Below are 24,572 nucleotides of genomic sequence, written 5' to 3'. Positions count from 1 at the left end.
GTGCAGGTCCTTTTACTGGAGTACGGCCAGCTGGTAGGCCGTGTACTTGCGAATGTTGATGACGCCGGTGTCGAAGATCAGGTACTGGCCCTTGATGCCCAGCAGCGTGCCCTCCACCACGGGATCCTTGTCGAGGTTGAAGCTGACGATTTTCTTCGGATAGGCCTCGACCGGGTAGGTCATCTGCACCACCTCGGCATCGGGCAGCGGCTGGATGGCCTGCAGGCCGAAGCGCTGCTGCAGCCCGCGCAGGCCTTCGGCGCAGGCGTCGAAGATCTGCTCGCGCACCGCCACCAGGTCCAGCACCTCGGCATCGCCCTTGAGCAGGGTGCGCCAGTTGGTACGGTCCGGAACCTGGCTACGCAGCAGGTCTTCGACCAGGCCCGACTGCTGGCGGGTGGCTACACGCATGATCGGCAAGGCCTGGCTGGCACCCTGGTCGAGCCAGCGGGTGGGCAACTGGGTAGCGCGGGTGATACCGACCTTGATGCCCGACGAGTTGGCCAGATACACCACGTGGTCGGTCATGCAGAACTGCTCGCCCCAGGACGGCTCGCGGCAGGTGCCGGCGTCGTAGTGGCAACGTTCCGGGGCCATGATGCACACATCGCACTGGGCCAGCTTGGTCATGCACGGGTAGCAGTAGCCCTGGCTGAAGCTGGTCTTGGTGCGCTTGCCGCAATGGCTGCAATGAATGGCGCCAAGGTATTCCAGGCGCAGGCGCTGGCCAATCATGGGGTTGACCGGGACCTGCGTCTCACCCAGGCGGAAGCTGTACTGCACCAGCGGGCCTTCGAGGCGCACCGCCATCTTGCTCAACGAGCCACGAGCGATTTCAATCAATGTACCGAGTCCGACTTGAACAGAATGTTGGCAATCGGCGCCGACTTCGAGGCGCACTCCTGCGGGCCCATGTAGCCGGTGCGCTGCTCTTCGGGAAGGTTCTTCATCTCCCAGGCGATCACCGCCTGCAGCGACAGCTCCTTCTGCTCGGCGGTGAGCTTGCGCCCGTCCGACCATTTGCCGATCTCCACCGCCGTCTTCAGGCTTTGGTAGATCTCAGGGGTGATGTTCTCGATCATTTGCGCAAAAGTGGACATAGCGTCTCCTAAATCAAGCCGACAGTTTACGCCGGGCCAGCCATCCGCCCAAGAGCCCTGTCAGGCATCCGATGAGCAGTCCGCCGACATGGGCGGCGTTGGCGATCTGACCGAAACCGAGCTGATCGACCACACCGCTCAGGCAGACGACCAGCCAGATGAGCATCATCGCGATCACGCTCCGGGGTAGGCTGAAATAGCGGCTCGGGGCCAGCCACTGGAACAGCCAGACATGCCCGAGCAATCCGTACAGCACGCCGGACAAGCCGCCGAACAGGCTCGGCCCGCTGGCGAAGTGCTGGGCCAGGTTGGATACCAGGCTGAACAGCAGGGTCAGGCTCAGCAACATCCAGGCGCCCTGGCGCAGTTCGATGCGCTTGCCCAGCTCCCAGTACCACAGGGCATTCATCACCAGGTGAAGGACGCCGAAATGCAGCAGCATCGGCGACACCAGTCGCCACCACTGGCCTTCACCCAGGCCCTGGGCCAGCGAGGTGAAATACAGATAGTCGCCCTGCACGTCGAAGTCGAGGAAGGTGAACCAGTGAAGGGTCGACAGGTTGTCGCCCAAACCGGTGATTCCGGCGACGATCAGGCACAGCAGCAGCACGGCGGCGGTGACCTTGCAGGCGCGTGCCTGGAACAGCAGGGACGGCTGGGGTGCCGGCCCGCCAGGCATGCCTGGGGTCATCGGACCGGCGAAGTCGGCATTGCCATCAGGGAAGCGCCGATACAGCTCCTCGACCTGCCCGGCCAAGGTGTCCGGCGCCCAGAGCACCTGCGTCTCGCCCTCCACGCTGACCCGGTGTGGCAGCCCCAGGCGCTGCAACATGGCGACGAAGCCACTGAGGTCCTGCTGCAACGGCAGACGCATCACCGCGACGATATTCATGGTGTTACCTGTGGGCGCTCGACATCGACCCAGACGAACTTGTGCGGGTCGATGCAGGTTTCATCGTCCAACCGATAGGCCACCAGTTTGCCGTACAGCACCGCGCTGTAGTCCAGGCAGGCCAGGTTGGCGCGGATCGGTGCAGGCCGCCCGCTCCGCCAGTAATGGCCGACGAACAGCAGTGGCTCGTCCTCGGCATAACGCAGCAGGGCATTCTTCTGCTTGGGATCGAGCGGTGTGCGTGCCACCGCTTCAGGCAATGCGTCGGGCTGGAAGACGATGTCGCCGTACGTCTGTGGATCTTCTTCCCAGAACTTGGTGCGGAAGAAGGCCCGGGTCAGGCCATCGCCGCCGGTCAAGGTCAGGCCATCCGGCAGGCGCATGTCGGTACCGCGCAGCAGGCGGTTGCACACCGTGGCGGCGAAGCTGCCGGACACGGCCGACGCCTGGATGAAATGCTCGTCGATACAGCCGTCGGGGTGTTGCTGGCGCAGCGGTTCGATCAGGCGCGGGTCCCAGCAGGCGTGCACCAGGCGGAAGCGCCCGGCGTCGACGAACAGTGGCAGCTCGTAGAACCACTGGAGGAAATCGTGCCAGTCAGCCGGGTAGTGAGCGAACTGGGTCAAGGTCTCGTCGATCAAGCGCGCGTGGCGCGGGGTATGTTCGCGCACGAACGCCTTGCCGCTGCCGGGCAATGCCGGGGTGACCCAGCCCAGGGCGTTGTACTCGTGGTTGCCCATGATGCAGAACGCCTGGCCGGCCTCGACCATGTCATGGACGATGTGCAGCGCTTCGCGGATACGCGGGCCGCGGTCGACGATATCGCCCAGGAACAGCGCCTGGCGCCAAGGGTGGCGCCAGACACCGGCGACACGTTTGTAGCCGAGGGTATCGAGCAAACGTTCGAGTGTGTGTGCACAACCATGAACATCGCCGATGATGTCGAAACTTCGCGCCGGATCGAGCATCAGTCGTCCCTACCTCCCAAGCGGCTGCCCCAGCCGAGCTTGGTGCGACAGACCTCGTAGTAATTGTGGTCCAGCGGATGGATCAGGCGCAGCTTCTGCGCCTTCTTGCTTACCGTGATGGTATCGCCAGGGGCGCAGGTGAAGTGGTTCTGGCCGTCGCAGGAGACCTGCGGGTAGATCTGCAGGTCCTTGGACACCACGATCTTCAGCTCACTGTTGCCATCGACCACGATCGGCCGGCCCGACAGGGTATGCGGATACATCGGCACGATGACGATGGCATCGAGCTTGGGGTGCATGATCGGGCCGCCGGCTGACAGCGCGTAGGCCGTGGAGCCGGTCGGGGTGGCGACGATCAGGCCGTCGGCTTTCTGGCTGCAGACGAACTGGCCATCGATGTAGATCTCGAATTCGATCATCCGCGTCGATTTGCCAGGGTGCAGGACCACATCGTTGAGCGCGTCGCCTTGGCCGATGGCCTCGTTATGGCGGCGCACCTCGGCGCTGAGCAGGAAACGGTTTTCCACCAGGTAGTGACCGTCGAGCACTTCGGCGACCTTTTCTTCCAGTTCGTCAGGACGAATGTCGGTGAGAAAGCCCAGGTTGCCACGGTTGATGCCCAGTACCGGGATGTTGTGCCGCGCCAGGGCGCGGGCAGCACCGAGCAGGCTGCCGTCGCCGCCGACCACGATGACCAGGTCGCAGACCTCGCCCAGCAGCTTGCGCGAGGACGTCTGCAGACCGTGACCGGGCAGCACTTCGGCGATGGTGTCTTCGAGGATCACGTGGAGGTGGCGCTCGAGGAGGAATTTTTTCAGTCGGCGAATGGTGTCGAGCACCTGCGAGCTGCCAAGGCGTCCGATGATACCGATATTGCGAAATTGCTCCATGGGGCTCCTGCGAGGCTCTGCGGCGGGTGACTATGCCGGGATTATGGGCGAAACGACCAGCCAGCGGCAAACCGGCTATGCTCGCAGCATGAAGCCTTTCGCCCCACTTCAGCACTTACCCCGTGATCTGATCCAGCCCGCCGTGCGCGACCTGGCCTGGACACTGCTTTCGCCGCCGCTGCTCGACGCCCCGCCCTGCCCCCAGCGCCACCCACTGGCCGGTAGCGCCTGGGCGTCCGATCCGCAGCGCCTGCACGACTGGTTGCGGGCCCTGGACGCCGATGCCCATACCTTGCACGCCTGGCTGGGACGCATCACCAGCCGGCGCCTGGGGCTGTATTACGAAGGCCTGTGGCAATTTGCCCTGGCCCAGGCGCCAGGCGTCGAACTACTGGCCGCCAACCTGGCGATCCGCGCCGAGGGCCGCACTTTGGGCGAGCTGGATATCCTGCTGCGCGATGGCGACGGCGCCCACCACCTGGAGCTGGCGATCAAGCTTTATCTGGGGCCCACCCACGGCGACGGGCACGATGCCACGCAATGGCTCGGACCAGGTTGCCACGACCGCCTGGGCAGCAAGCTGGCGCACTTGGCCGGGCACCAGTTACCGATGTCGGGCACTGCACGCAGCCGCGAGTTGCTGGCCGATCTTGGCGTTGGCCCTGTGCAGGCGCACCTGTGGCTGGGTGGGTATCTGTTCTACCCCTGCCCCGGCCATGCCGAATCGCCCAGCGGCGCCAACCCAGGGCATTTACGCGGGCGTTGGGTACGCCGGCGGGATTGGCCGGGGAACCGCGATGCCCGCTGGCAGCCCTTGCCACGCCACGCCTGGCTCGCGCCTGCGCGGGTCCTGGCCGAGCAGTGCTGGACGCAGGCCCAGTTCGCCGCGTGGCTGGCGGCATTGGAGGAATACGCCCCGGCGCAATTGCTGGTCAGGTTGCAGCAGGAATCCGATGGTGCCTGGCACGAGGTCGAGCGGGTGTTTCTGGTGGCTGACAGCTGGCCGAATCTGCCAGGAATTTGATGGAGGTCAGCGTGGGTCGACCTAAACGACACAATTTTCACCGACCTGGCGCAAAGCTTTAAACCCAATACCGATTACAGTTACCCCAGAGCGCCGAAAAGAGCGCCACCGTCGACCTGATGAAGAGGAAAATCCATGGTTGCATCCACCCCTCCGGCCCACTACGCACGCCTATCCATCGCCCTGCACTGGCTGATGCTGATACTGCTGGCCGCTGTGTACGCCTGTATCGAGTTGCGCGGTCAATTCCCCCGCGACAGCGCCGAACGCAATCTGATGAAGGACCTGCATTTCATGCTCGGGCTGAGTGTGTTCGTGCTGGTCTGGCTGCGCCTGGCCGTTCGCCTGAGCCGCCCGACTCCGCCGATCGTGCCCAAGCCACCGGCCTGGCAGACCGGGCTCGCGCACCTAATGCACCTGGCGCTGTACCTGTTGATGATCGGCCTGCCACTGGCCGGCTGGCTGATCCTCAGCGCCGCCGATAAACCCGTGCCTTTCTACGGGCTGGAGCTGCCGCACCTGATCGGCCCGAACCCCGACCAGGCCAAATTCATCAAGGGCTGGCACGAGCGCGTAGGTAGCTGGGGTTACTGGCTGATCGGCCTGCATGCACTGGCCGGGCTGTACCACCACTACGTGCAACGCGACAACACGCTGGTGCGCATGCTGCCCTACAAGTAACCGCGTCGCCCCTGCAACCCGCCGGTATGCACGAAGATCAGCCGCGTACCGGCGGCGAAGCGCCCCGCCTCGAGCTGCTCGTGCAGCGCCATCAGGGCCTTGCCGGTGTAAAGCGCTTCGAACGGCACACCACTGTGTCGTTCGCTGTCGGCGATGAACGCCAACAGATCAGCGTCGAATCGGGCGAAACCACCCCGACAGGCTTCATGCAACTGGTAGCCGTCAGCACCGGCCAAGGCCGCCACCGCTTCTGCCACCCCGTGACTCGCCGGCACCGCCAGCGCGCCATGGACCGCGTGCGCGCCGTTTTCGGCCAGCACCAGCCCCGCCAGGGTGGTGCCGGTACCTGCGGCCAGCCACCAGCCGTGGTAGTCCGCCCATCCCAGGTTTGCCAGTTGCGCCCGGGCCTGCTCGACCATCAGCGCACAGCCCTCGGCCCCGGCCAGCCCACCACCACCTTCAGGGATACAGTGCCAGCCGGGATAGCGGGCCTGCCATGGCACCCAGAAACCGGCGGCATGGCGCTCGCGGTAGGCGCTGTAACCCAGCCAGTGCAACTGCATGCCCATGGCCTGCAGGTCACGCACCGTGGGCGTGTCCTGGGCATGGCCACGCAGCAGGCCGGCGGTGGCGAAGCCGAAACGCTTGCCGGCAGCGGCCAGGGCATGGAGGTGGTTGGAATGGTTGCCGCCGAGGCTGATCAGTCCCGGTGCGCCATGCTGTCGAGCCTGTTGCAGATGGTGGCGGAGCTTGAACCATTTGTTGCCGCTGATCAGCGGGTCGATCAGGTCCAGGCGCAGGATGGCGACCTCGATTTCGGCTTGGTGGAGCCAGGGAAGGTTCAGGGGTTCTAGAGGGGCTTGGGGGAGATCGTCGGGATTCATGGGGGGCAGCTTAGCAGGGGTGCGCTTGAGAATTGCAGTGGGGCGCACATCGAGCGCCGCCCGCGCGGCGCTCGATATCCGCCGCGCTACCAATCCCCAGCCAGGCCCTCAGCCCCCCTCAAAGCTCCGCCGCCAACCTCGATCCCTGGTTGATCGCGCGCTTGGCATCCAGCTCCGCCGCCACGTCCGCTCCACCGATCAGGTGCACCGACTGCCCCGCCGCCACCAGTCCATCCTGCAGTTCCCGCAGGGGCTCCTGGCCGGCGCAGATCACCACATTGTCCACGGCCAGCAATTGTGGTTCGCCATCGCCAACGCGAATGTGCAACCCAGCATCGTCGATCTTCAGGTATTCGACGCCGTTAAGCATCTGTACCCGCTTGTTCTTCAACCCGGTGCGGTGGATCCAGCCAGTGGTCTTGCCCAGCCCATCGCCCACTTTCGAGGTCTTGCGCTGCAACAGGTACACCTGACGCGCCGGGGCGTGGGGTTCAGGCTTGATACCCGCCACGCCTCCACGCGCCTGCAGGTGGGTGTCGATCCCCCACTCCTTCCAGAACGCCTCGCGATCCAGGCTGGTAGCCACGCCCTCGTGCACCAGGTACTCGGAAACGTCGAAACCGATACCGCCAGCACCGATCACCGCCACCGCCTTGCCGACCGGCTTGCGCTGCAGCAACACATCCAGGTAGCTCAGCACCTTGTCGTGCTCGATTCCCGGTATCGCCGGAGTACGCGGCGCGATACCGGTGGCGAGGATCACCTCGTCAAAGCTTCCGGCCAGCAAGGTCTCGACATCCACCCGGGTATTCAGACGCAGGTCGACGCCGGTGGTGCGCACCTTGTTACGGAAATAGCGCAGGGTCTCGTTGAATTCTTCTTTGCCGGGCACGCGCTTGGCCACATTGAACTGCCCGCCGATCTCCTCGGCCGAATCGAACAGCACCACCTCGTGCCCACGCTCGGCGGCAACCGTAGCCGCCGCCAGGCCGGCAGGGCCTGCACCGACCACGGCAATGCGCTTGACCGCACGCACCGGCAGGTAGTTGAGCTCGGTCTCGTGGCACGCCCGTGGATTGACCAGGCAGCTGGTCAGCTTGCCACCGAAGGTGTGATCGAGGCAGGCCTGGTTGCAGCCGATGCAGGTGTTGATCTCGTCGGCACGCCCGGCAGCCGCCTTGTTGACGAAGTCGGCGTCGGCCAGGAATGGCCGGGCCATCGAGACCATGTCGGCATCGCCCTCGGCCAGTACTGCCTCGGCCACCTCAGGGGTGTTGATGCGGTTGGTGGTGATCAATGGCAGTCGCACCGCGCCCCGCAGCTTGGCGGTGACCTTGGTGAACGCCGCCCGCGGCACCTTGGTGGCGATGGTCGGGATACGCGCTTCATGCCAACCGATGCCGGTGTTGATCAAGGTGGCGCCCGCCTGCTCGATGGCCTTGGCCAGTTGCACGATCTCTTCCCAGGTGCTGCCGCCCTCGATCAGGTCGAGCATCGACAGGCGGAAGATGATGATGAAGTTCGGCCCCACCGCCTCGCGCACCCGGGTGACGATCTCCACCGCCAGGCGCATGCGGTTCTCGTAACTGCCGCCCCAGCGGTCGCTGCGGTGGTTGGTATGGGCGACCAGGAACTGGTTGATGAAGTAGCCTTCCGAGCCCATCACCTCGACGCCATCGTAGCCGGCACGCTGGGCCAGCACGGCGCAATTGACGAAGTCATCGATCTGTTTCTGAATCCCCGCCTCGTCCAGTTCCTTGGGCTTGAACGGGTTGATCGGGGCCTGTATCGCGCTGGGGGCGACCAGGCGGGGGCTGTAGGCATAGCGTCCGGCGTGAAGGATCTGCAGGCAGATCTTGCCGCCTTCGGCATGTACCGCTTCGGTGACGATGCGGTGCTGTTCGGCCTCTTGTTCGGTACTGAGTTTGGCCGCCCCGGAGTACACCCCTCCCTCGTCGTTTGGCGCGATGCCACCCGTCACCATCAGGCCGACACCCCCGCGGGCGCGCTCGGCGAAGTACGCTGCCATGCGTTCGAAACCGCCGGGGCGTTCTTCCAGGCCGGTGTGCATCGAGCCCATCAGGGTGCGGTTACGCAGGGTGGTGAAGCCCAGGTCGAGCGGGGCCAGCAGGTGCGAATAGCGATTGGCAGCCATGGCACGGTTCCTTCAATGGCGAGATCACGGGATGCGGATGCCTCGTCGTCAGCGGGCCCCGTCGGTTGTCTTGGCGCCGACATTAAACAGGTGTTTTAACACCCTCAATGATCATAACTGACAATTTTATGGCCAATCTGCACAACGCTGTTCGTGAAAGTTGGGCAGAATGGTCTTATTCATTCTAGGTTTAATGGCGCAGCACACAACAACAATAAATGGAGAACGCCCCATGATCCGAGCCCTTCGTCTGGCAATGGCCAGCACCGTCCTGACGCTGTGCGCAACCGCGCAGGCCGCACCGACCTTCATCAATGTCCTCACCGGCGGCACCAGTGGGGTGTATTACCCTGTGGGGGTAGCCATCTCGCAGCTGTACAGCCACGGAATCGAAGGCAGCAAGACGTCCGTGCAAGCCACCAAGGCCTCGGTCGAGAACCTCAACCTGCTGCAGTCCGGCCGTGGTGAGCTAGCGTTCGCGCTGGGTGATTCGGTGGCCGACGCCTGGAACGGCGACGCCGAGGCTGGCTTCAAGACCCCCTTGAAGAAACTGCGCGCCATCGCCGGCACCTACCCCAACTACATCCAGATCGTCGCCAGCAAGGAGTCCGGTATCCAGACACTGGCTGATCTCAAAGGCAAACGCATCTCCGTGGGCGCGCCGAAATCCGGCACCGAGCTCAATGCGCGCGCGATCTTCAAGGCTGCCGGGCTCAGCTACGATGACATGAGCAAGGTCGAATACCTGCCCTATGCCGAGTCGGTCGAGCTGATCAAGAATCGCCAGCTGGATGCCACCTTGCAGTCCTCGGGCCTGGGCCAGGCGGCCATCCGCGACCTGGCGGCGACATTGCCAGTGGTATTCGTGCCAATCCCAGCCGATGTGGTGGAAAAGATCGGCAACAGCGCCTACCAACCGGCCGTTCTTCCAGCCAAGACCTATGACGGGCAGGATCAGGATGTCCCCACCGCGGCCATCACCAATATCCTGGTCACCCGTTCGGATATCAGCGACGAACTGGCCTACCAGATGACTCAACTGATCTTCGACAACCTCCCTCGCCTGGCCACCGCCCATGCTGCGGCCAAGGATATCGACCCACAGCAGGCGGCGAAGAACCTGCCGATCCCCCTGCACCCAGGTGCCGAACGCTACTTCAAGGAAAAGCAGTTGCTTCCGTGAGTCCACTTCAGTGCCAGAGGGTGTCATCCATGAGCGAGCCTACACAGGGCCTGCATGCCAATGCCGAACGCTGGCCCAAGGCGCTGTTCGCAGTGGCCCTGGCTTTTTCCATCTTCCAGATCGCCACGGCGGCCTTTCCACTGATTTCCACCCAGGTGCTACGGGCGGTGCACGTCGGCATGCTGTTGCTGGTGGTCTACCTCTGCTATCCGTTCCGTGGCCAGCACCGACCATGGCAGCCGCTAGCCTGGCTGCTGGGCCTGGCCGGCATGGCAACCGCTGTCTATCAATGGTACTTCGAAGGCGATCTGATCCAGCGTTCGGGTGAGCTCACGTCGACCGATCTGGTACTGGGGCTGGTCTTGATCGGCCTGGTCTTCGAGGCAGCGCGGCGGGTGATGGGGATCGCGCTGCCGATCATCTGCGCCCTGTTCCTGGCCTATGGCTTGCTGGGTCAGTACCTACCGGGAGATCTTGCCCATCGCGGCTACGGCCTGGACCAACTGGTCAACCAACTGGCCTTCGGCACCGAGGGCCTGTATGGCACCCCGACCTACGTCTCGGCGACCTACATCTACCTGTTCATCCTCTTTGGCGCCTTTCTCGAACAGGCCGGCATGATTCGCCTGTTCACCGATTTCGCCATGGGCCTGTTCGGCCATCGCAGCGGCGGACCCGCCAAGGTCTCGGTGTTTTCCTCCGCGCTGATGGGCACCATCACCGGTTCCGGTGTGGCCAATGTGGTCACCACCGGCCAGTTCACCATCCCCTTGATGAAACGCTTCGGTTACTCACCGGCCTTCGCCGGTGGCGTAGAGGCCACTTCGAGCATGGGCAGCCAGTTGATGCCGCCGGTCATGGGCGCAGTGGCCTTCATCATGGCCGAAACCATCAACGTGCCCTATGCCGAGGTGGCCAAAGCTGCGCTGATTCCGGCCTTGCTCTATTTCGGCTCGGTGTACTGGATGGTGCACCTGGAGGCACGTCGCAGCCAGCTCCATGGCCTACCCCGCGACCAGTGCCCCAGCGCCTGGGCCGCACTGCGCCAGCGCTGGTTCCTGCTGATTCCGCTGTTGGTCCTGGTCGCCCTGCTGTTCTCGGGGCGGACCCCGCTGTACTCGGGCATGGTTGGCTTGGCGTTGACCGCCATCGTGATTCTCGGCTCGGCGATCATCCTGCGTGCCAACCAAGGCTGGTTGCGCGCGGCGTTCTGGATCGCGCTGGGACTGCTGTGTTCGGGCTTCTTCCGCATGGGGATCGGCGTCATCTTGCTGGTCATCGCGGCACTGGCGCTGGCCTGCTGGTTCGTCCAGGGTGGCCGCGCGACGCTGCGGGCCTGCGTCATGGCACTGGCCGAAGGTGCACGGCATGCCGTGCCGGTCGGTATCGCCTGCGCGTTGGTCGGGGTGATCATCGGCGTCATTTCGCTGACCGGGCTGGCCACCACCTTCGCCGGCTATATCCTCGACCTGGGGCGTGACAACCTGTTCTTGTCCCTGCTACTGACGATGCTGACCTGCCTGGTGCTGGGCATGGGTATCCCGACCATTCCCAACTACATCATCACCAGTTCCATCGCCGCGCCGGCCTTGCTCGAACTGGGCGTGCCACTGATCGTCTCGCACATGTTCGTGTTCTACTTCGGCATACTCGCCGACTTGACGCCACCGGTGGCGCTGGCCTGCTTCGCCGCGGCGCCCATCGCCAAGGAAAAGGGCCTGTTGATCAGCGTCTGGGCGGTGCGTATCGCTCTGGCCGGCTTCGTGGTGCCGTTCATGGCGGTCTACGATCCGGCGCTGATGATGCAGGGCGACAGCATTACCGCCACCTTGTACATGCTGCTCAAAGCCATCCTCGCCGTCGCCCTGTGGGGCTGTGCCTCGATCGGCCACCTGACTGCGCCCATGCCCTGGTGGGAACGGCTATTGGCGCTTATCGCGGGGATTTGCCTGATACTTGCCCTGCCCATCAGTGACGAACTGGGCTTCGCGCTGGGCGCAGCGGTGCTGGGTTGGCACAGCTGGCGACACCGTCCGGCAGTGAGGCAGGCCCTTTGACCGGACTGTGCCTGGGCCTGGCAGGGGTGGTGTGGACCAGCCTTCCCCTGCAAGCCTTCACCCTGGCCTGGAACCACAGCATCGAAAAGATCCGCTGGGAAGAAGATTACCAGGTGACGCCCGAAGGCTTGCTGCTCAAGGAAGCCAGGGTGCGCGGCAGCGGCGCCGGCATGGAAATCCCCGACCAGGCCCAGCTACGCGATGGCACCTGGCACTACACCCGCCAGATGCCTGCGCTGCAACCGCTGCATGCGGGACGCACGCCCGAGGCGGGCGATTACCAAATATGTACGCAAGCAGGCTGCCAGCCCCTCGCCCACTGGCTGGGCCCACCGCGCAAGGACATCGCCGCAGTGGACTTCTGGGCTTGCCCGCTGCCGGCGATCAGGGCAGATAACAGCGTGCCCTGATCGCCGCAGCTGTGCTTTGATCACTCAGCTGACGACATGTAGGTAATGCAGGTGGCGCTCGTACTGATCGAGGATATCGCCGATCACCTCGTCCCGGCTCCAACCCATGATGTCGTAATCCTGCCCACCTTCACGCAGATGCACCTCGGCACGGAAGTACTTGCGTGATTCGGCGCCATCGTCGGTGTCACGCATCACGAAGCTTGGGGTGGTGAAGGCACGCGGACGCACTTCGTACCTGAACCGGCCTTCGCCTGTGTGCGACAGTTCGAGTGCAACCCGGCCGTCTTCCTTTTCCTCGACCGCCACGTCATAGCCTTGCTTGCGCAGCTCCTGGGACACTTCCTCACAGGCAGGCTTGACCACCTCGGCGATGAAACGCGTGACGTGGGCTCGACGCGGCATCATCGCAATATTGCGCAGCCGACGCTGCCAACCGCCGTGGGTCTGGGGATGATGCCGAGAGCCGGGCAAGGCCTGGTTGCGCAGGCCGCGCCGCGTGGCATCCAGGCCAAGCGCCTTGAACAGTCCCCAGATCGCCAGCAACAGGATCGCCGCAAACGGCAAGGCGCTGGCAATGGTCGCGGTCTGCAACGCCTTGAGCCCATTGGCCAGGAGCAGGGCGATGGCCACCGCGCCAATGCACACCGACCAGAATATCCGCTGCCACAAAGGCGAATGGCCTTTCCCGGACGAGGCGAGCATGTCCACCACCAGCGCGCCCGAGTCAGCGGAAGTGACGAAGAACACCACCACCATCAGCACCGCGATCAGGGAAATCACCGTCGACCAGGGGAAGTGCTCGAGGAAGGCGAACAAGGCCAATGAACTGTCCTGCCCGACCACGGTGGCCAGGTCCTGGATACCATCATTGAGAATCATGTGAATGGCCGAATCGCCGAACACCGTCATCCACAACAAGGTGAAACCGGCGGGCACGAACAACACACCGCAGACGAACTGACGAATTGTCCGTCCCCGTGAAATACGTGCGATGAACAACCCCACGAACGGTGACCAGGACAGCCACCAGCCCCAGTACAGCAAGGTCCAGCCGCCGATCCAGTCAGTGGGCTCGTAGGCGAACAGGTTGAACGTCTTGTTGACGATTTCGGACAGGTAGGCGCCGGTGTTCTGCACGTAGGCCTGGAGCAGGAATACCGTAGGGCCGAGGATCAGCACGAACAGCATCAGCACCACGGCCAGGCCCAGGTTCAGCTCGGAGAGGATGCGGATGCCCTTGTCCAGGCCGCTGGCCACCGAGAGCGTGGCCAGGGCACAGGTCACGGTGATCAGAATCACCTGCACGGTGGTGTTGATCGGCAGTCCGAATACATGGTGGAAGCCGCTGTTGATCTGCAGAACGCCATAACCCAGCGAAGTGGCTACACCGAATACCGTGCCGAGGATGGCGAAGATATCCACTGCGTGGCCGATCGGCCCGTAGATCCGCTCGCCGATCAATGGATAGAGCGCCGAACGCAGGGTCAACGGCAGCCCGTTGCGAAAGCTGAAGTAGGCCAGTATCAGTGCGACGATGGCGTAGATCGCCCAGGCATGGAGCCCCCAGTGAAAGAAGGTGATCTTCATGGCTTCGCGGGCGGCCGCCACGGTTCCGGCCTCGCCCACCGGCGGAGAGGTGAAATGCATCACCGGCTCGGCCACGCCGAAGAACATCAGGCCGATGCCCATGCCGGCCGAGAACAACATGGCGAACCAGCTGCTGTTCGGGTAGTCCGGCTCGCTGTGGTCAGGCCCCAGCTTGATGTCGCCATAACGACTGACGGCGAGAAACACCACGCTGATCAGGACCAGTGCCACGGTCAGAATGTAGAACCAGCTGGCGTTGGTGATGATCCATTGCTGCACTTCTTCGAACAGTGCCTGGGCATTTTCCTGAAAGGCCGTGGCGTAAAGCACGAGGAGAAAAACCAGCAGTGCGCTGGTGTAGAAGACGGGAGGGTTGAGAGTGCTCCTGCGTTTTGCCTCTTCGGTCATCGGCAGTTCTCCTTATTCTGGATACGAGCGTGCCCACACCGGGTGGTGTGCGACGCATTGGTGCTGAAAACCGTACCGTCAGTTCAATTAAATCTCAAATATTAGGGGGTTACGTGCATGCTCTGTAACGTTTAGCCACGGCTTCGCATTCAACACGGCACGCTTGTACGGTAGACTATGGCCCGGGTGCTAGCTGCATAGGGCAGTGAAGCAGGTTAAAGAACCACGCAGGTCGGGCCGCCATGCGGGAGTTCTTGCGCCTATGCAATTGAACCAGTTGCCTCGTGCCCAACAATTGGCCGAACGCGCTTTTGCCAACCTCGAGCGTTTTCTGCACATCGAAGCCGTCAGCGGCATCGTGTTGCTCATCGCCGCCATCGCCGCTCTGATCTGGGCCAACTCTCCGGCCGCCGACAGCTACGAAGCCCTCTGGCACGCGCCCATCACCATTGGCGTAGGGTCGCTGGTATACGCCCAGTCCCTGCACTTCTGGATCAACGACGGCCTGATGACCATCTTCTTCCTGGTCGTCGGCATGGAGATTCGCCGCGAGATCCACGAAGGCGCCCTTTCCAGCTTGCGCCAGGCCACCTTACCCATGGCAGCGGCCATCGGCGGCGTGGTGGTGCCTGCTCTGCTCTACCTCGGTTTCGGCCATGCGCCCAGCGAACAACAAGGCTGGGCCGTACCGACAGCCACCGATATCGCCTTTGCCGTCGGCGTGCTGGCGCTGCTCGGTAAATCGATTCCCTCGAACGTGCGGATCTTCCTGCTCGCGCTGGCGATCATCGATGACATCATCGCCGTGCTGATCATCGCCTTCTTCTACTCCGGCGGCCTCGACTACAGCGGTTTCGGCGTCGCGCTGATTGGCTTGCTGATGGTCGTGGGGCTGCAAAAGATCGGTATCGGCTCTGCCTATGCGTACATCGTTCCGGGCGCTATCACCTGGGTCGGTGTATTGATGACCGGTGCCCACCCTACCCTGGCCGGTGTCGTGCTTGGCCTGATGACGCCTGTCGCGGCAATGCCCATGCGTGAGCGCCCACTGGATGCCGTGACGCGCTTCACCCAGGAACTGCTGGGCCGCGCCAAAGCGCCGGAGCGCGATGCCAGCGAACTGATCAGTCCCCTGAAGAACCTGCGCCTTGCCCAGCGCGAACTGGTACCGCCTGTGGTCCGTGTCCAGGGCGCGCTGCATCCTTGGGTGGCCTACGGGATCATGCCGGTGTTCGCCCTGGCCAACGCTGGCGTCAACCTGTCGGGAGTCGACCTGACCAGCGAGGCGCCGCAGTGGGTGATGATCGCCGTCGCGGTCGCACTGGTGGCCGGCAAGCCCCTGGGCATCGTCAGTGTCAGCTGGCTGATGGTCCGCCTGGGCTGGTGTTCGCTGCCAGAGCACGTGAACTGGCGCAGCATCACCTTGATCGGCCTGCTCGCCGGCATCGGTTTCACCATGTCGATCTTCATCGCCAACCTGGCCTTCGCCGACCCTGCTGCCCTGGGCGCCGCCAAACTGGGCGTATTGTGCGCTTCGGTGATTGCCGCTGCACTGGGACTGGCCTGGGGCGCCTGGAGTCTGCGCAAGCGCTGAGGGAGCTACAACCTGGGTCGGGTATGCCGGTGCTGAAAAAAACGCCATACTCGTGGCTTTGCCACTCAGCAGCGCACGGACGATGCCCGACCAGACCTCTCCCTCCGCCCCCTCCCTCCACCGCCTGCGCTGGCGCCAGTGGCGCCAGCGCCTGGCGTTCTGGGTAGGCGCGCTGCTGGTAGGGCTGGTCGCGCTGGCGTTCGCCTGGCTGGCCGATGCAGCCTTCGCCTCCTTCAAGCGTCTGTTGCAATGGGCCCCCTGGTCGCCGCTACTGATCACCCCTCTTGGCTTCGCCGGCCTGGCCTGGCTGACCCAGCGCCGCTTTCAAAACGCCAAGGGCAGCGGCATACCCCAGGTCATCGCCGCCCTGGAAATGCCTTCACGCAGGTTTCGTGCACAACTGCTCTCGTTGCCAGTGGCAGCCACGCGCATGACCCTGACGCTGGGCGCATTGCTGGTGGGAGGATCGGTTGGTCGTGAAGGCCCCACCGTACACATCGGCGCCGCAGTGCTCTATACCTTTGGCCGGCGCCTGGGCCTGCATGGTCGGCGTACCGTCGCTGGGCTGATCCTCGCAGGTGGCGCCGCCGGCATCGCTGCAGCCTTCAACACGCCGCTGGCGGGGGTGGTGTTTGCCATCGAGGAGTTGAGCCGCACCTTCGAGCAACGCTTCAGCGGCCTGGTGTTGACCGCGGTCTTGATCGGCGGCGTGGTGACGCTGGGGCTGATGGGACACTACGCCTATTTCGGCCAGATCAGCGGCCGCATGCCCGAAGGCTGGGGCTGGAGCGTAGTGCCGGCCTGCGCGGTGCTGGGCGGCGTGCTGGGCGGCTTCTATGCCAAGCTGGTGTTGCCCAGCGACCGCGGCGCTCTGGGTCGCATGGCGGCGCTACGCGGGCGGTATCCGGTGCGATTCGCCGCCGGTTGCGGGCTGCTGCTGGCCGTACTTGGGGTGATATCCGGCAACCACGTGTTCGGCACCGGCTACGAAGAAACCCGTGCACTGCTGGAGGGCGAGCCGATCACCGGTGCCGACTTCCTGGCTTGGAAATTCCTGGCCAATGTCGTCTCCTACCTTTCCGGCATTCCAGGCGGGCTGTTCTCGCCATCCCTGAGCATCGGTGCAGCCTTCGCACCCGTGGTGGCCTGGTTGCCGGACGTCGACCCACAGGCCTGCGCACTGCTCGGGATGGGCGCCTACCTGGCCGGTGTGACCCGCTCGCCGCTGACCGCTTCGGTGATCGTGCTGGAGCTGACCCACAGCCCGGATCTGGCGATCCCGATGCTCGCCGTCACTTTGATGGCGGCGGCGATTTCCGGCTGGATCTCACCTGTATCGCTGTATCACGCCCTGGCCCGGCAGATCATCGACAAGCTGGCACCGCGCGAGCCGCCCCAGAACACCGCGCCTCGCAACGTGGCCGATTGAGAACCAGCAGTTGAGCTTTACCAGAGCTTGACCGTGTAATCGAGGTTGACGCGCAACTCGTTGTCGTCCCGGTGCGAAGCGCCGGGCAGGAAGTCGTTGCGGTACCAGGCGTGGCGCAGACGCAGCGCCACGCCCTTGAACCTGCCCTGCTGCACGGTATAGGACAGCTCCACATCTTTCTCGCTTTCGCTGAGCCCGCTGCCGCCAAACCGCGCCAGTTCGATGTTGTCGCCGCGCACATAGCGCAGCATGCCTTTGAGGCCAGGCACGCCGAACGCGGCGAAGTCCTGATCGAACTTGACCTGCCAACTGCGCTCCTTGGGGTTGATGAACTCGGAGCTGAGCGTGCCCTCTGTGATCACCAGCGGCTCGGTGCCGTACAGATAAGGCATGGCGGTGTCGCCATCGAGCTGCATGTAACCGACGCCCAGGCTGTGGCTGGCCCAGGCATAGGTGAGCATCAGCGCGGTGTTGCGATTGTCCACCGGGCCGGCCTTGGCGGCGCCATCCTCACCGGTGACGAACAGCCGAAAGTCGCTCTTCAGCCGGCCCGGCCCCAGCTTGCGGTCATCGACGAAGCCGAAATAGTCCTTGCGATACAGCCCATCCAGTGCCGCATGGTAGTAGCGCAGGGTCAAAGCGTCGGACCAGGCATAGTCACCGCCAAGGAAGGTGAAGCGGTCAGAGGTGGCCGCGCCGTTGAAGCGACCATTGGGCGCGGCGACGCTCATTTTTTGATAGTCGGTGGAGTCTCGCAGATTGATGCGGTCGAGCCAGCCGGCGTGCAGGCTCAGACGCCCGATATCGCTGGAGCGTAAGTAGGCGCCGCGGAAGGTCTGCGGCAGCAATCGGGTCGGGCTGGCGAAGGCGATCGGCAGGAAGGTACTGATGGTGCCGCCTTGCAACTCGGTCCGCGACATACGCACTTTGCCGGTCAGGCCCAGCTCGGAGTAATTGTCGGCGGGCTCGCGGGTGATCGGGTCGAACGGCAACAGGCCGGTACCAGTGCGGTCGGGCGAGGAGTCGAGCTTGACGCCGAGCATGCCCTTGGCGTCCAGACCGAAGCCTACCGCGCCTTCGGTGAAGCCGGAGCTGACGTTGAGGATGAAGCCTTGGGCCCACTCACGGGCAGCGGCTTGCGGCGTCTGGCCGACGTAATTGCGGTCGAAGTAATAGTTGCGCACTACCAGCTCGGCATGACTGTCATCGATGAAGCCAGCGGCGTGGCTGGGGTTGGCGCAAAACAGGCCGATGGCCAGAGCCAGGCAGTTTTTTCGGGCCTTGTGCATGGTCACTTCACTTTCTTGTAGTTGTAGGAGGCCCTGCCGCAGACGCAGCAGGGAGCACAGCAAGGTCGAACAGCGGGAAATTAGGCCGGGCGGCGGCCGATCAGGCGGAATAGCGCCAGGGCCGCGATCACCACACCGGGCGCCGAAGCCATCAGCACGCCGGCGGAGCCGGCGCCCAGGGCTAGCATCTGTCCGGCCACCAACGGCCCACTCATCGCCCCGAGGCGCCCGACCGCCACTGCCGCGCCAACGCCCGTGGCGCGCACCCGCACGGGGTAGAAGTGCGGTGCGAGGGCATACAGCACGCCCTGCCCGCCGGTGGCAAAGAAGCCGGCGAAGAAACCAGCGACGAGCATTGCCGGCAGTGCACTGGCCCACCCCAGGCCCGCCAGGGCGGCGAGGATGCCGACGTAAACCACTGCTGCGGTGACCCCCGCCGGCAGGCGCTCGAGCACCTGACCGAGGATCAACGTGCCGATGGCCGCACCGATCTGCAGGGCGAACATCACCCAGCTGGCGTCATGGCTGCTGAAGCCCTGACCGACCAGCAGGCTCGGCAGCCAGTTGATCAGGATGTACACCACCATCAGGGTGAAGAAGTAGCTCAGCCACAGTAGCCAGGTGGCGCTTTGGCCGAACAGCTCGCGGCGCAGGCTCGGCGCGTCCTCGGCGGTGCTACGGAACTGTCCCGACTCAGGCAGGAACAGCGCCAGCAGCGGCAGGATCAGCAGCGGCCCGGCGCCGCCGACATGGAACACCCGCTGCCATTCTCCGCTGTAGCCGGCGATGCCGATACCGGCAGCCAGTGCCGCACCGAGTGGCACGCCGCAGTACATCAAGCTGACGGCGCTGCCGCGCAGGCGAGCGCCGGCAGCTTCGCTGGTCAGGGCGATCAGGTTGGGCAATGCAGCGCCCAGCCCGACCCCGGTGAGCAACCGCGCCAGCAACAGGCTGGGCAGGCTCCAGGCATGAGCGGTGGCCAGGGAGAACAAACCGAACAGTGCGACCGAGCCGATGAGGATGCGCTTGCGGCCGAAACGGTCAGCCAGCCAGCCGCCGACCAGGGCGCCGGGCAACAAGCCGAGAATACCGGCACTGAAGACCCAGCCCATTTGCGGTTTGTCCAAGCCGAAGGCACTGGCCATGCCCGGAGCGGCGATACCGGCGGCTTGCAGGTCGAGGCCTTCCAGTAGGGCGACAAGAAAACACAGGCCGATGGTGACGGCCACGCGAGGCGAGGTGATTGCAGAAGAAGTCATGGTGTTACCCGTATTGTTTTTGTATTGGGCTCGAGAGGGGGGCGCTGTGCGCCCCATTCGCGGGTCAAGCCCGCTCCCGCAGGTACCGTGCAGCTCTGGAGGGCAGTGCTGCACCTCTCGGAGCGGGCTTGACCCGCGAATGGGCTGCGCAGCAGCCCGACTGCTCGGATCAGCGTTTGAGCAGGTCCAGCGCCACGTCCACGATCATGTCTTCCTGACCACCCACCATGCGCCGCTTGCCCAGTTCGACGAGGATGTCCACCGCCTTGATGCCGTAGCGGGCAGCCGCGACCTCGGCATGACGCAGGAAGCTCGAATAGACCCCGGCATATCCCAGCGCCAGGGTTTCTCGGTCCACTCGCACGGGACGATCCTGCAGCGGACGCACCAGGTCGTCGGCGGCATCCATCAGCGCGTACAGGTCGGTGCCGTGGTTCCAGCCGAGTTTGTCGGCGGCGGCGATGAATACCTCGAGCGGGGCATTACCGGCACCGGCGCCCATGCCGGCGAGGCTGGCGTCGATGCGATCGCACCCCTCCTCCACCGCAGCGATGGAGTTGGCCACGCCCAGGCTGAGGTTGTGATGGGCATGAATGCCGGTAGAAGTGGCCGGGTCGAGTACGGCCTTGACCGCACGGAAGCGCGCGCGGACGTCGTCCATGTTCATCGCCCCGCCCGAGTCCACCACATAGATACAGGTGGCGCCGTAGCGCTCCATCAGCTTGGCCTGCTGGGCCAGCCCTTCGGGCGTCTGCATGTGGCTCATCATCAGGAAACCCACGGTGTCCATGCCCAGCTCACGGGCATACTCGATATGCTGACGGGAGACGTCCGCTTCGGTGCAGTGGGTGGCGACGCGCACGATTCGGGCACCGGCGTCGTAGGCGTTCTTCAGGTCGTGGAGTGTGCCGATCCCTGGCAGCAGCAGCGTGGCGATCTTGGCGTGGCTGACCGCATCGGCGGCTGCTTCGATCCATTCGAGGTCGGTATGGGCACCGAAGCCGTAGTTGAAGCTCGAACCCTGCAGACCATCGCCATGGGCGACTTCGATGGAGTCGACCTTGGCCCGGTCCAGGGCAGCGGCGATGGCGCGCACGTCGTCCAGCGAATACTGGTGACGGATGGCGTGCATTCCATCGCGCAGGGTGACGTCGGAGATGTAGAGTTTCTTGCCGTTCATGCCAAGGCCCCCATTGCTTGCGCCATGCGCTCGGCGGTGGCCAGCGCGGCGGAGGTCATGATGTCGAGATTGCCAGCGTAGGCCGGCAGGTAATGGGCCGCGCCTTCGACTTCGAGGAACACGGAGGTCTTGAGGCCGGTGAAGGTGCCCTGCCCCGGCAACCTGAGGTCGCGCACTTGTTCGAACTGCACCTGCTGCTTGAGGCGGTAACCCGGCACGTAGGCCTGCACCGCAGCGGCCATTTCCTCGATGCTCGCCGCGATCCGTTGCGGATCGGCGGCCTCGCTCAGCACGTATACCGTGTCGCGCATCATCAGCGGCGGCTCGGCGGGGTTCATGATGATGATCGCCTTGCCCTTGCTCGCGCCGCCGATCACCTCGATGGCCTTGCTGGTGGTCTCGGTGAACTCGTCGATGTTGGCGCGGGTGCCGGGGCCGGCGGACTTGCTGGCGATCGAGGCGACGATCTCGGCGTAGTGCACCTTGGCCACGCGCGACACCGCCGCGACCATGGGGATGGTGGCCTGGCCACCGCAGGTGACCATGTTGACGTTAGTCGCCTGCAGCTGCTGTTCGAGGTTGACCACGGGCACGCAGTACGGACCGATGGCCGCCGGGGTCAGGTCGATCATGCGCAGGTCGGCCTTGTGCTGGCGCAGGAGGGCATCGTTCGTCACGTGGGCGCCGGCGCTGGTGGCGTCGAAGACGAACTCGATGTCCTTGAACACCGGCAGACGGGTAAGCCCCTGCACGCCTTCGTGGGTGGTGGCGACGCCCATGCGGGCGGCGCGGGCCAGGCCGTCGGAGGCCGGGTCGATGCCAACCATCGCAGCCATTTCCAGGTGCTTGGCGTTGCGCAGGATCTTGATCATCAGGTCGGTGCCGATGTTGCCGGAGCCGATGATGGCAACTTTGCGTTTCTGGCTCATGGAGGTCTCCGTCACTCGTCGCTGAAGGTCACGCCGACGCGGCCCAGGCCGTCGATCTCGGCTTCGAAATGGTCGCCCGGCGCCACCGCCACCATCGGCCCGAGGGCGCCAGTGAGGATGATGTCGCCCGCCCGCAGCGGCTCGCCCAGGCGCACCATGGTACGGGCCAACCAGACGGCAGCGTTGAGCGGGTGGCCGAGGCATTCGGCACCCGTGCCGCTGGACACCAGCTCGCCGTTGCGGGTCATGCGCATGGCGGCGCCGCGCAGGTCAAGGTCGTGCAACTGGCGTGCAGGGCCGCCAAGCACGAAACAACCGCTGGAGGCGTTGTCGGCCACGGTGTCGGCGAAGCGAATGTTCCAGCCCTGCACACGGCTGCCGACGATCTCCAGCGCCGGCAGCACATGGCCAGTGGCGGCGATCACATCGGCGAAGGTGGTCTGCGCGCTGGGCAGGTCGTGGGCCAGCACCAGGGCGATCTCGGCCTCGATCTTCGGCTGCAAGACGCTGGCGTAGGGCACGCTTTCGTTGTCGCCGAAGCACATGTCGGCGAACAGGCTGCCGAAGTCCGGCTGGTCGACGCCCAGCTGGGCCTGCACCTTGGGATTGGTCAGACCGATCTTGCGGCCCACCAGACGCCGCCCGTCAACCAGAGCGTGGGCAACGTTCAAGCGCTGGATGGCGTAGGCCGCTTCGGCGTTTTCCGCGCCGATGACGTCACGCAGCGGAGCGATGGCCTCCCCCAGCAGCTGGGCACGGCGCAGGTCGGCGGCCAGGCGCTCGAGGGTTTGCGAATCGATGGTCATGGGATGTACCTCAAATCAGTGCTGGAGGAAGTCCAGTACCAGGCGGTTGAAGGTCTCGGCGTGTTCCCACTGGGCCCAGTGGCCGCAGTTGTTGAACACGTGCAGTTCGGAATTGGCGATACCGGCGATCAGGCGCAGGCCGACGTCCATCGGCACGAAACGGTCGTTGCGGCCCCAGACCACCAGGGTCTTGGCCTTGATCTCGCCCAGGCGTGCAGCGAAGTCGGGGAACTGCTTGGGGTTGGCGGCCAGGCTGGCGACGAAGTTGTCGAGGTGGTCGCGGCGACTGAGCATGTTGTCCAGGCGGGTCTGGAACAGCGCCTCGGTGAGGTCGCTGGGGTCGTAGACGAAGACGTTCATCATCTTCTTCAGATTGTCGATGGTGGGCTCGCGGTACAGGGCGTTGATCAGCTTGATGCCCTCGGTAGGCATCGGCACGAACGGGCTCACGCCACCGGTGCCGCCGCCCATCAGCACCAGTTTGCCGACGCGCTCGGGGTAGCTCAGGGCAAAGGCCACGGCGCTGTGGCCGCCCATGGAGTTGCCGAGGATGTGCACGCGTTCGAGGCCCAGCACGTCGAGCAGGCCCTTGAGGGCGGTGGCGTTGAGGTCCGAGCGAGAGCCACGGCAGACGATCGGGTCGCTCTTGCTCCAGCCTGGGCAGTCCATCAAGACCACGCGGTAACCGGCGGCCAGCAGTGGTTCGATATTGCGGTTGAAGTTGGCCCAGCCACTGGCCCCCGGGCCGGAGCCATGGAGCATGACCACGGTCTCGGCACCTTCGCCAAGGTCGTTGTAGTGCACCTGCAGATCGAGCTCGCCTTCGCGGACACGGGCAAATCGGCTGCTGGCGGCTTCGCTGATGGAAATGCTGGTCATGATGGAAGTCCTCCGGTCATCAAATAAGGGAATGGGCGCTGAGCGAGCCAAAACCTGCGATCCACTCGGGGATCGGCCGGTAATAGCGCTCGCTGGCTTGGTAGTCGCCGTAGGCAGCGAGCGCGGCGAAGGCTGCTACCCAGGTCTTGACCTCGTGGGTCGATTTGCCAGCCAGGGTCGACAGGTCGGCGTTGGCCATGACGTCGAGCTCTTCGAAACGGCGCTGTTCGAGCAGGTCGAGGAAGTGGTTGTCCCAGGCCGGGTTGAGCGGGTGCAGGCTGTGCTGGTCACGCACGAAACCTTCGGCGGCGCTGATCACCCGTTGCTGACGGGCCTGGCGCTCGTTGGTCGGCAAGTCGCGGCCGCTGCCCATCAGGCGATCGGCCATGCGCGCATCGACATGGGCCAGTTCCGGCACCGGCGGCTGGTGCGACAGGCCGCCAGAACCGAGAAACAACACGCGTTTGCCAGTGCTGCGGGCGAAGCGGCCAACGGCCTCACCGAGCAGCCGGGCGCGGGCGAAGCCGGGCAGCGGTACCGCGACGCTGTTGATGAACACCGGAATCACCGGCTTGTGCGCCAGGCCGCCAAGCAGGTACTCCAGCGGCTGGGCAAAGCCGTGGTCGACCTGCATGCGGTACGACACTGCAGCGTCCACACCCGCCTCGAGCACCGCGCCGGCACAGGCCTCGGCCAGCTCGCGGGGCACGTCGAGCGGGCCGGCGGCGCTCTGGAAATCGCCGATGGCGGTGGCGCCCATGCCGATGCAAAAAGCCGGCATGACGTCGTAGAAGAAGCCGTTGTAATGGTCCGGGGCAAACAGCACCACCAGCTCGGGGTCGAATGCAGCGATGCGCGCGCGAGCCGCGCCGATCACTTCGTCGACCTCGGCCAGTACCGCTTGCGGCGGATCGACGTAACCTACCAACGGGGTATGGGACAGGCAGTGCAGATAGGCGCTCATC

At 64.5% G+C, this 24,572-nt stretch carries 22 protein-coding genes; 7 read left to right on the top strand and 15 right to left on the bottom strand.

What is annotated here, in order from left to right:
• Window positions 1-12: 12 nt before the first annotated feature.
• From KY379_RS00875 to KY379_RS00855, 5 genes are read right to left on the bottom strand one after another with little or no spacing between them, the layout of a single operon-like run.
• Window positions 13-843, bottom strand: a complete 831-nt coding sequence (locus KY379_RS00875; protein WP_133328850.1) for a DUF2797 domain-containing protein — start codon at window positions 841-843, stop codon at window positions 13-15.
• Entirely contained in the window at window positions 840-1,100 is a 261-nt protein-coding gene (locus tag KY379_RS00870) for a YeaC family protein (RefSeq protein WP_133328852.1), read from the bottom strand. The genes KY379_RS00875 and KY379_RS00870 overlap by 4 nt, the downstream gene beginning before the upstream one ends.
• Before the next feature lie 13 nt (window positions 1,101-1,113).
• A complete protein-coding gene (locus tag KY379_RS00865; protein ID WP_196173391.1) occupies window positions 1,114-1,992 on the bottom strand; it encodes a rhomboid family intramembrane serine protease in 879 nt (292 codons plus the stop codon).
• Complete coding sequence (locus KY379_RS00860; RefSeq protein WP_261240463.1) at window positions 1,989-2,960, bottom strand: metallophosphoesterase; 972 nt, start codon at window positions 2,958-2,960, stop codon at window positions 1,989-1,991. Before KY379_RS00860 ends, KY379_RS00865 begins: the two co-directional genes overlap by 4 nt.
• Window positions 2,960-3,850: an NAD(+) kinase gene (locus KY379_RS00855; protein ID WP_133328858.1), complete on the bottom strand. Its 891-nt coding sequence runs from the start codon at window positions 3,848-3,850 to the stop codon at window positions 2,960-2,962. The genes KY379_RS00860 and KY379_RS00855 overlap by 1 nt, the downstream gene beginning before the upstream one ends.
• Between KY379_RS00855 and KY379_RS00850 the strand changes: the two genes are divergently transcribed.
• Together KY379_RS00850 and KY379_RS00845 are read left to right on the top strand one after the other, a co-directional pair.
• A complete protein-coding gene (locus KY379_RS00850; RefSeq protein ID WP_261240464.1) occupies window positions 3,849-4,874 on the top strand; it encodes a DUF1853 family protein in 1,026 nt (341 codons plus the stop codon). The two genes, KY379_RS00855 and KY379_RS00850, sit on opposite strands and share 2 nt — an antisense overlap.
• A gap of 135 nt (window positions 4,875-5,009) precedes the next feature.
• Window positions 5,010-5,555, top strand: a complete 546-nt coding sequence (locus tag KY379_RS00845) for a cytochrome b (RefSeq protein WP_133328862.1) — start codon at window positions 5,010-5,012, stop codon at window positions 5,553-5,555.
• Here the strand turns inward: KY379_RS00845 and KY379_RS00840 are convergent.
• Together KY379_RS00840 and KY379_RS00835 are read right to left on the bottom strand one after the other, a co-directional pair.
• Entirely contained in the window at window positions 5,546-6,439 is an 894-nt protein-coding gene (locus KY379_RS00840) for a 1-aminocyclopropane-1-carboxylate deaminase/D-cysteine desulfhydrase (RefSeq protein WP_133328864.1), read from the bottom strand. The two genes, KY379_RS00845 and KY379_RS00840, sit on opposite strands and share 10 nt — an antisense overlap.
• A gap of 118 nt (window positions 6,440-6,557) precedes the next feature.
• The gene (locus tag KY379_RS00835; RefSeq protein WP_261240465.1) at window positions 6,558-8,594 is read right to left on the bottom strand and encodes an NADPH-dependent 2,4-dienoyl-CoA reductase; all 2,037 of its coding nucleotides are present in this window, start codon (window positions 8,592-8,594) and stop codon (window positions 6,558-6,560) included.
• A 232-nt stretch (window positions 8,595-8,826) separates the two neighbouring features.
• Here KY379_RS00835 and KY379_RS00830 point away from each other — a divergent pair, with 232 nt between their 5' ends.
• From KY379_RS00830 to KY379_RS00820, 3 genes are read left to right on the top strand one after another with little or no spacing between them, the layout of a single operon-like run.
• Window positions 8,827-9,777 carry a TAXI family TRAP transporter solute-binding subunit gene (locus tag KY379_RS00830; protein ID WP_133328868.1) on the top strand — a complete coding sequence of 317 codons (951 nt, stop codon included), beginning with the start codon at window positions 8,827-8,829 and terminating at the stop codon, window positions 9,775-9,777.
• A gap of 29 nt (window positions 9,778-9,806) precedes the next feature.
• Window positions 9,807-11,834 carry a TRAP transporter permease gene (locus tag KY379_RS00825; protein WP_133328870.1) on the top strand — a complete coding sequence of 676 codons (2,028 nt, stop codon included), beginning with the start codon at window positions 9,807-9,809 and terminating at the stop codon, window positions 11,832-11,834.
• Window positions 11,831-12,244, top strand: coding sequence for a DUF1850 domain-containing protein (locus KY379_RS00820; RefSeq protein WP_261240466.1), 414 nt, complete (start codon window positions 11,831-11,833; stop codon window positions 12,242-12,244). The genes KY379_RS00825 and KY379_RS00820 overlap by 4 nt, the downstream gene beginning before the upstream one ends.
• A gap of 24 nt (window positions 12,245-12,268) precedes the next feature.
• Here KY379_RS00820 and KY379_RS00815 read toward each other — a convergent pair whose 3' ends face one another.
• A complete protein-coding gene (locus KY379_RS00815; RefSeq protein ID WP_261240467.1) occupies window positions 12,269-14,242 on the bottom strand; it encodes a BCCT family transporter in 1,974 nt (657 codons plus the stop codon).
• A 262-nt stretch (window positions 14,243-14,504) separates the two neighbouring features.
• Here KY379_RS00815 and nhaA point away from each other — a divergent pair, with 262 nt between their 5' ends.
• Window positions 14,505-15,836: a Na+/H+ antiporter NhaA gene (nhaA, locus tag KY379_RS00810; RefSeq protein ID WP_133328876.1), complete on the top strand. Its 1,332-nt coding sequence runs from the start codon at window positions 14,505-14,507 to the stop codon at window positions 15,834-15,836.
• Window positions 15,837-15,918: 82 nt separating this feature from the next.
• Window positions 15,919-17,265 (top strand): chloride channel protein, encoded by a 1,347-nt coding sequence (locus KY379_RS00805; protein WP_133328878.1) that lies wholly within the window; start codon window positions 15,919-15,921, stop codon window positions 17,263-17,265.
• Window positions 17,266-17,282: 17 nt separating this feature from the next.
• Here KY379_RS00805 and KY379_RS00800 read toward each other — a convergent pair whose 3' ends face one another.
• The 7 genes from KY379_RS00800 to mhpB form a co-directional block, all read right to left on the bottom strand.
• Window positions 17,283-18,554: an OprD family porin gene (locus KY379_RS00800; RefSeq protein WP_261240468.1), complete on the bottom strand. Its 1,272-nt coding sequence runs from the start codon at window positions 18,552-18,554 to the stop codon at window positions 17,283-17,285.
• Between the two features lie 80 nt (window positions 18,555-18,634).
• On the bottom strand, window positions 18,635-19,813 hold the full coding sequence (mhpT, locus tag KY379_RS00795) for a 3-(3-hydroxy-phenyl)propionate transporter MhpT (protein WP_261240469.1): 1,179 nt from the start codon (window positions 19,811-19,813) through the stop codon (window positions 18,635-18,637).
• A gap of 169 nt (window positions 19,814-19,982) precedes the next feature.
• Window positions 19,983-20,993, bottom strand: coding sequence for a 4-hydroxy-2-oxovalerate aldolase (mhpE, locus tag KY379_RS00790; protein ID WP_133328884.1), 1,011 nt, complete (start codon window positions 20,991-20,993; stop codon window positions 19,983-19,985).
• On the bottom strand, window positions 20,990-21,922 hold the full coding sequence (locus KY379_RS00785) for an acetaldehyde dehydrogenase (acetylating) (protein WP_261240470.1): 933 nt from the start codon (window positions 21,920-21,922) through the stop codon (window positions 20,990-20,992). The genes mhpE and KY379_RS00785 overlap by 4 nt, the downstream gene beginning before the upstream one ends.
• Window positions 21,923-21,933: 11 nt before the next feature.
• Window positions 21,934-22,728 carry a 2-keto-4-pentenoate hydratase gene (gene mhpD, locus KY379_RS00780; protein ID WP_261240471.1) on the bottom strand — a complete coding sequence of 265 codons (795 nt, stop codon included), beginning with the start codon at window positions 22,726-22,728 and terminating at the stop codon, window positions 21,934-21,936.
• Window positions 22,729-22,743: 15 nt separating this feature from the next.
• Window positions 22,744-23,607: an alpha/beta fold hydrolase gene (locus KY379_RS00775; protein ID WP_196173401.1), complete on the bottom strand. Its 864-nt coding sequence runs from the start codon at window positions 23,605-23,607 to the stop codon at window positions 22,744-22,746.
• Between the two features lie 19 nt (window positions 23,608-23,626).
• Window positions 23,627-24,571 (bottom strand): 3-carboxyethylcatechol 2,3-dioxygenase, encoded by a 945-nt coding sequence (gene mhpB / locus KY379_RS00770; RefSeq protein WP_261240472.1) that lies wholly within the window; start codon window positions 24,569-24,571, stop codon window positions 23,627-23,629.
• Window position 24,572 lies beyond the last annotated feature (1 nt).

Origin of the sequence: Pseudomonas sp. HD6422 (genome assembly GCF_025377065.1) — a bacterium.
Classification (GTDB): domain Bacteria; phylum Pseudomonadota; class Gammaproteobacteria; order Pseudomonadales; family Pseudomonadaceae; genus Aquipseudomonas; species Aquipseudomonas putida_U.
Note: the sequence above shows the minus strand (reverse complement) of the source record. Positions and strands in the feature narration are given on the sequence as shown.

Excerpts from the sequence above, each read along its gene's own strand:
- nhaA (WP_133328876.1), top strand. The coding sequence starts at position 14,505 with ATGCAATTGAACCAGTTGCCTCGTGCCCAACAATTGGCCGAACGCGCT.
- KY379_RS00860 (WP_261240463.1), bottom strand. The coding sequence starts at position 2,960 with ATGCTCGATCCGGCGCGAAGTTTCGACATCATCGGCGATGTTCATGGT.
- KY379_RS00840 (WP_133328864.1), bottom strand. The coding sequence starts at position 6,439 with ATGAATCCCGACGATCTCCCCCAAGCCCCTCTAGAACCCCTGAACCTT.
- KY379_RS00845 (WP_133328862.1), top strand. The coding sequence starts at position 5,010 with ATGGTTGCATCCACCCCTCCGGCCCACTACGCACGCCTATCCATCGCC.
- KY379_RS00815 (WP_261240467.1), bottom strand. The coding sequence starts at position 14,242 with ATGACCGAAGAGGCAAAACGCAGGAGCACTCTCAACCCTCCCGTCTTC.
- KY379_RS00870 (WP_133328852.1), bottom strand. The coding sequence starts at position 1,100 with ATGTCCACTTTTGCGCAAATGATCGAGAACATCACCCCTGAGATCTAC.
- mhpT (WP_261240469.1), bottom strand. The coding sequence starts at position 19,813 with ATGACTTCTTCTGCAATCACCTCGCCTCGCGTGGCCGTCACCATCGGC.
- KY379_RS00830 (WP_133328868.1), top strand. The coding sequence starts at position 8,827 with ATGATCCGAGCCCTTCGTCTGGCAATGGCCAGCACCGTCCTGACGCTG.
- KY379_RS00775 (WP_196173401.1), bottom strand. The coding sequence starts at position 23,607 with ATGACCAGCATTTCCATCAGCGAAGCCGCCAGCAGCCGATTTGCCCGT.
- KY379_RS00785 (WP_261240470.1), bottom strand. The coding sequence starts at position 21,922 with ATGAGCCAGAAACGCAAAGTTGCCATCATCGGCTCCGGCAACATCGGC.
- KY379_RS00865 (WP_196173391.1), bottom strand. The coding sequence starts at position 1,992 with ATGAATATCGTCGCGGTGATGCGTCTGCCGTTGCAGCAGGACCTCAGT.
- KY379_RS00855 (WP_133328858.1), bottom strand. The coding sequence starts at position 3,850 with ATGGAGCAATTTCGCAATATCGGTATCATCGGACGCCTTGGCAGCTCG.
- mhpE (WP_133328884.1), bottom strand. The coding sequence starts at position 20,993 with ATGAACGGCAAGAAACTCTACATCTCCGACGTCACCCTGCGCGATGGA.
- KY379_RS00850 (WP_261240464.1), top strand. The coding sequence starts at position 3,849 with ATGGGGCTCCTGCGAGGCTCTGCGGCGGGTGACTATGCCGGGATTATG.
- KY379_RS00805 (WP_133328878.1), top strand. The coding sequence starts at position 15,919 with ATGCCCGACCAGACCTCTCCCTCCGCCCCCTCCCTCCACCGCCTGCGC.
- mhpB (WP_261240472.1), bottom strand. The coding sequence starts at position 24,571 with ATGAGCGCCTATCTGCACTGCCTGTCCCATACCCCGTTGGTAGGTTAC.
- KY379_RS00825 (WP_133328870.1), top strand. The coding sequence starts at position 9,807 with ATGAGCGAGCCTACACAGGGCCTGCATGCCAATGCCGAACGCTGGCCC.
- KY379_RS00835 (WP_261240465.1), bottom strand. The coding sequence starts at position 8,594 with ATGGCTGCCAATCGCTATTCGCACCTGCTGGCCCCGCTCGACCTGGGC.
- KY379_RS00800 (WP_261240468.1), bottom strand. The coding sequence starts at position 18,554 with ATGCACAAGGCCCGAAAAAACTGCCTGGCTCTGGCCATCGGCCTGTTT.
- mhpD (WP_261240471.1), bottom strand. The coding sequence starts at position 22,728 with ATGACCATCGATTCGCAAACCCTCGAGCGCCTGGCCGCCGACCTGCGC.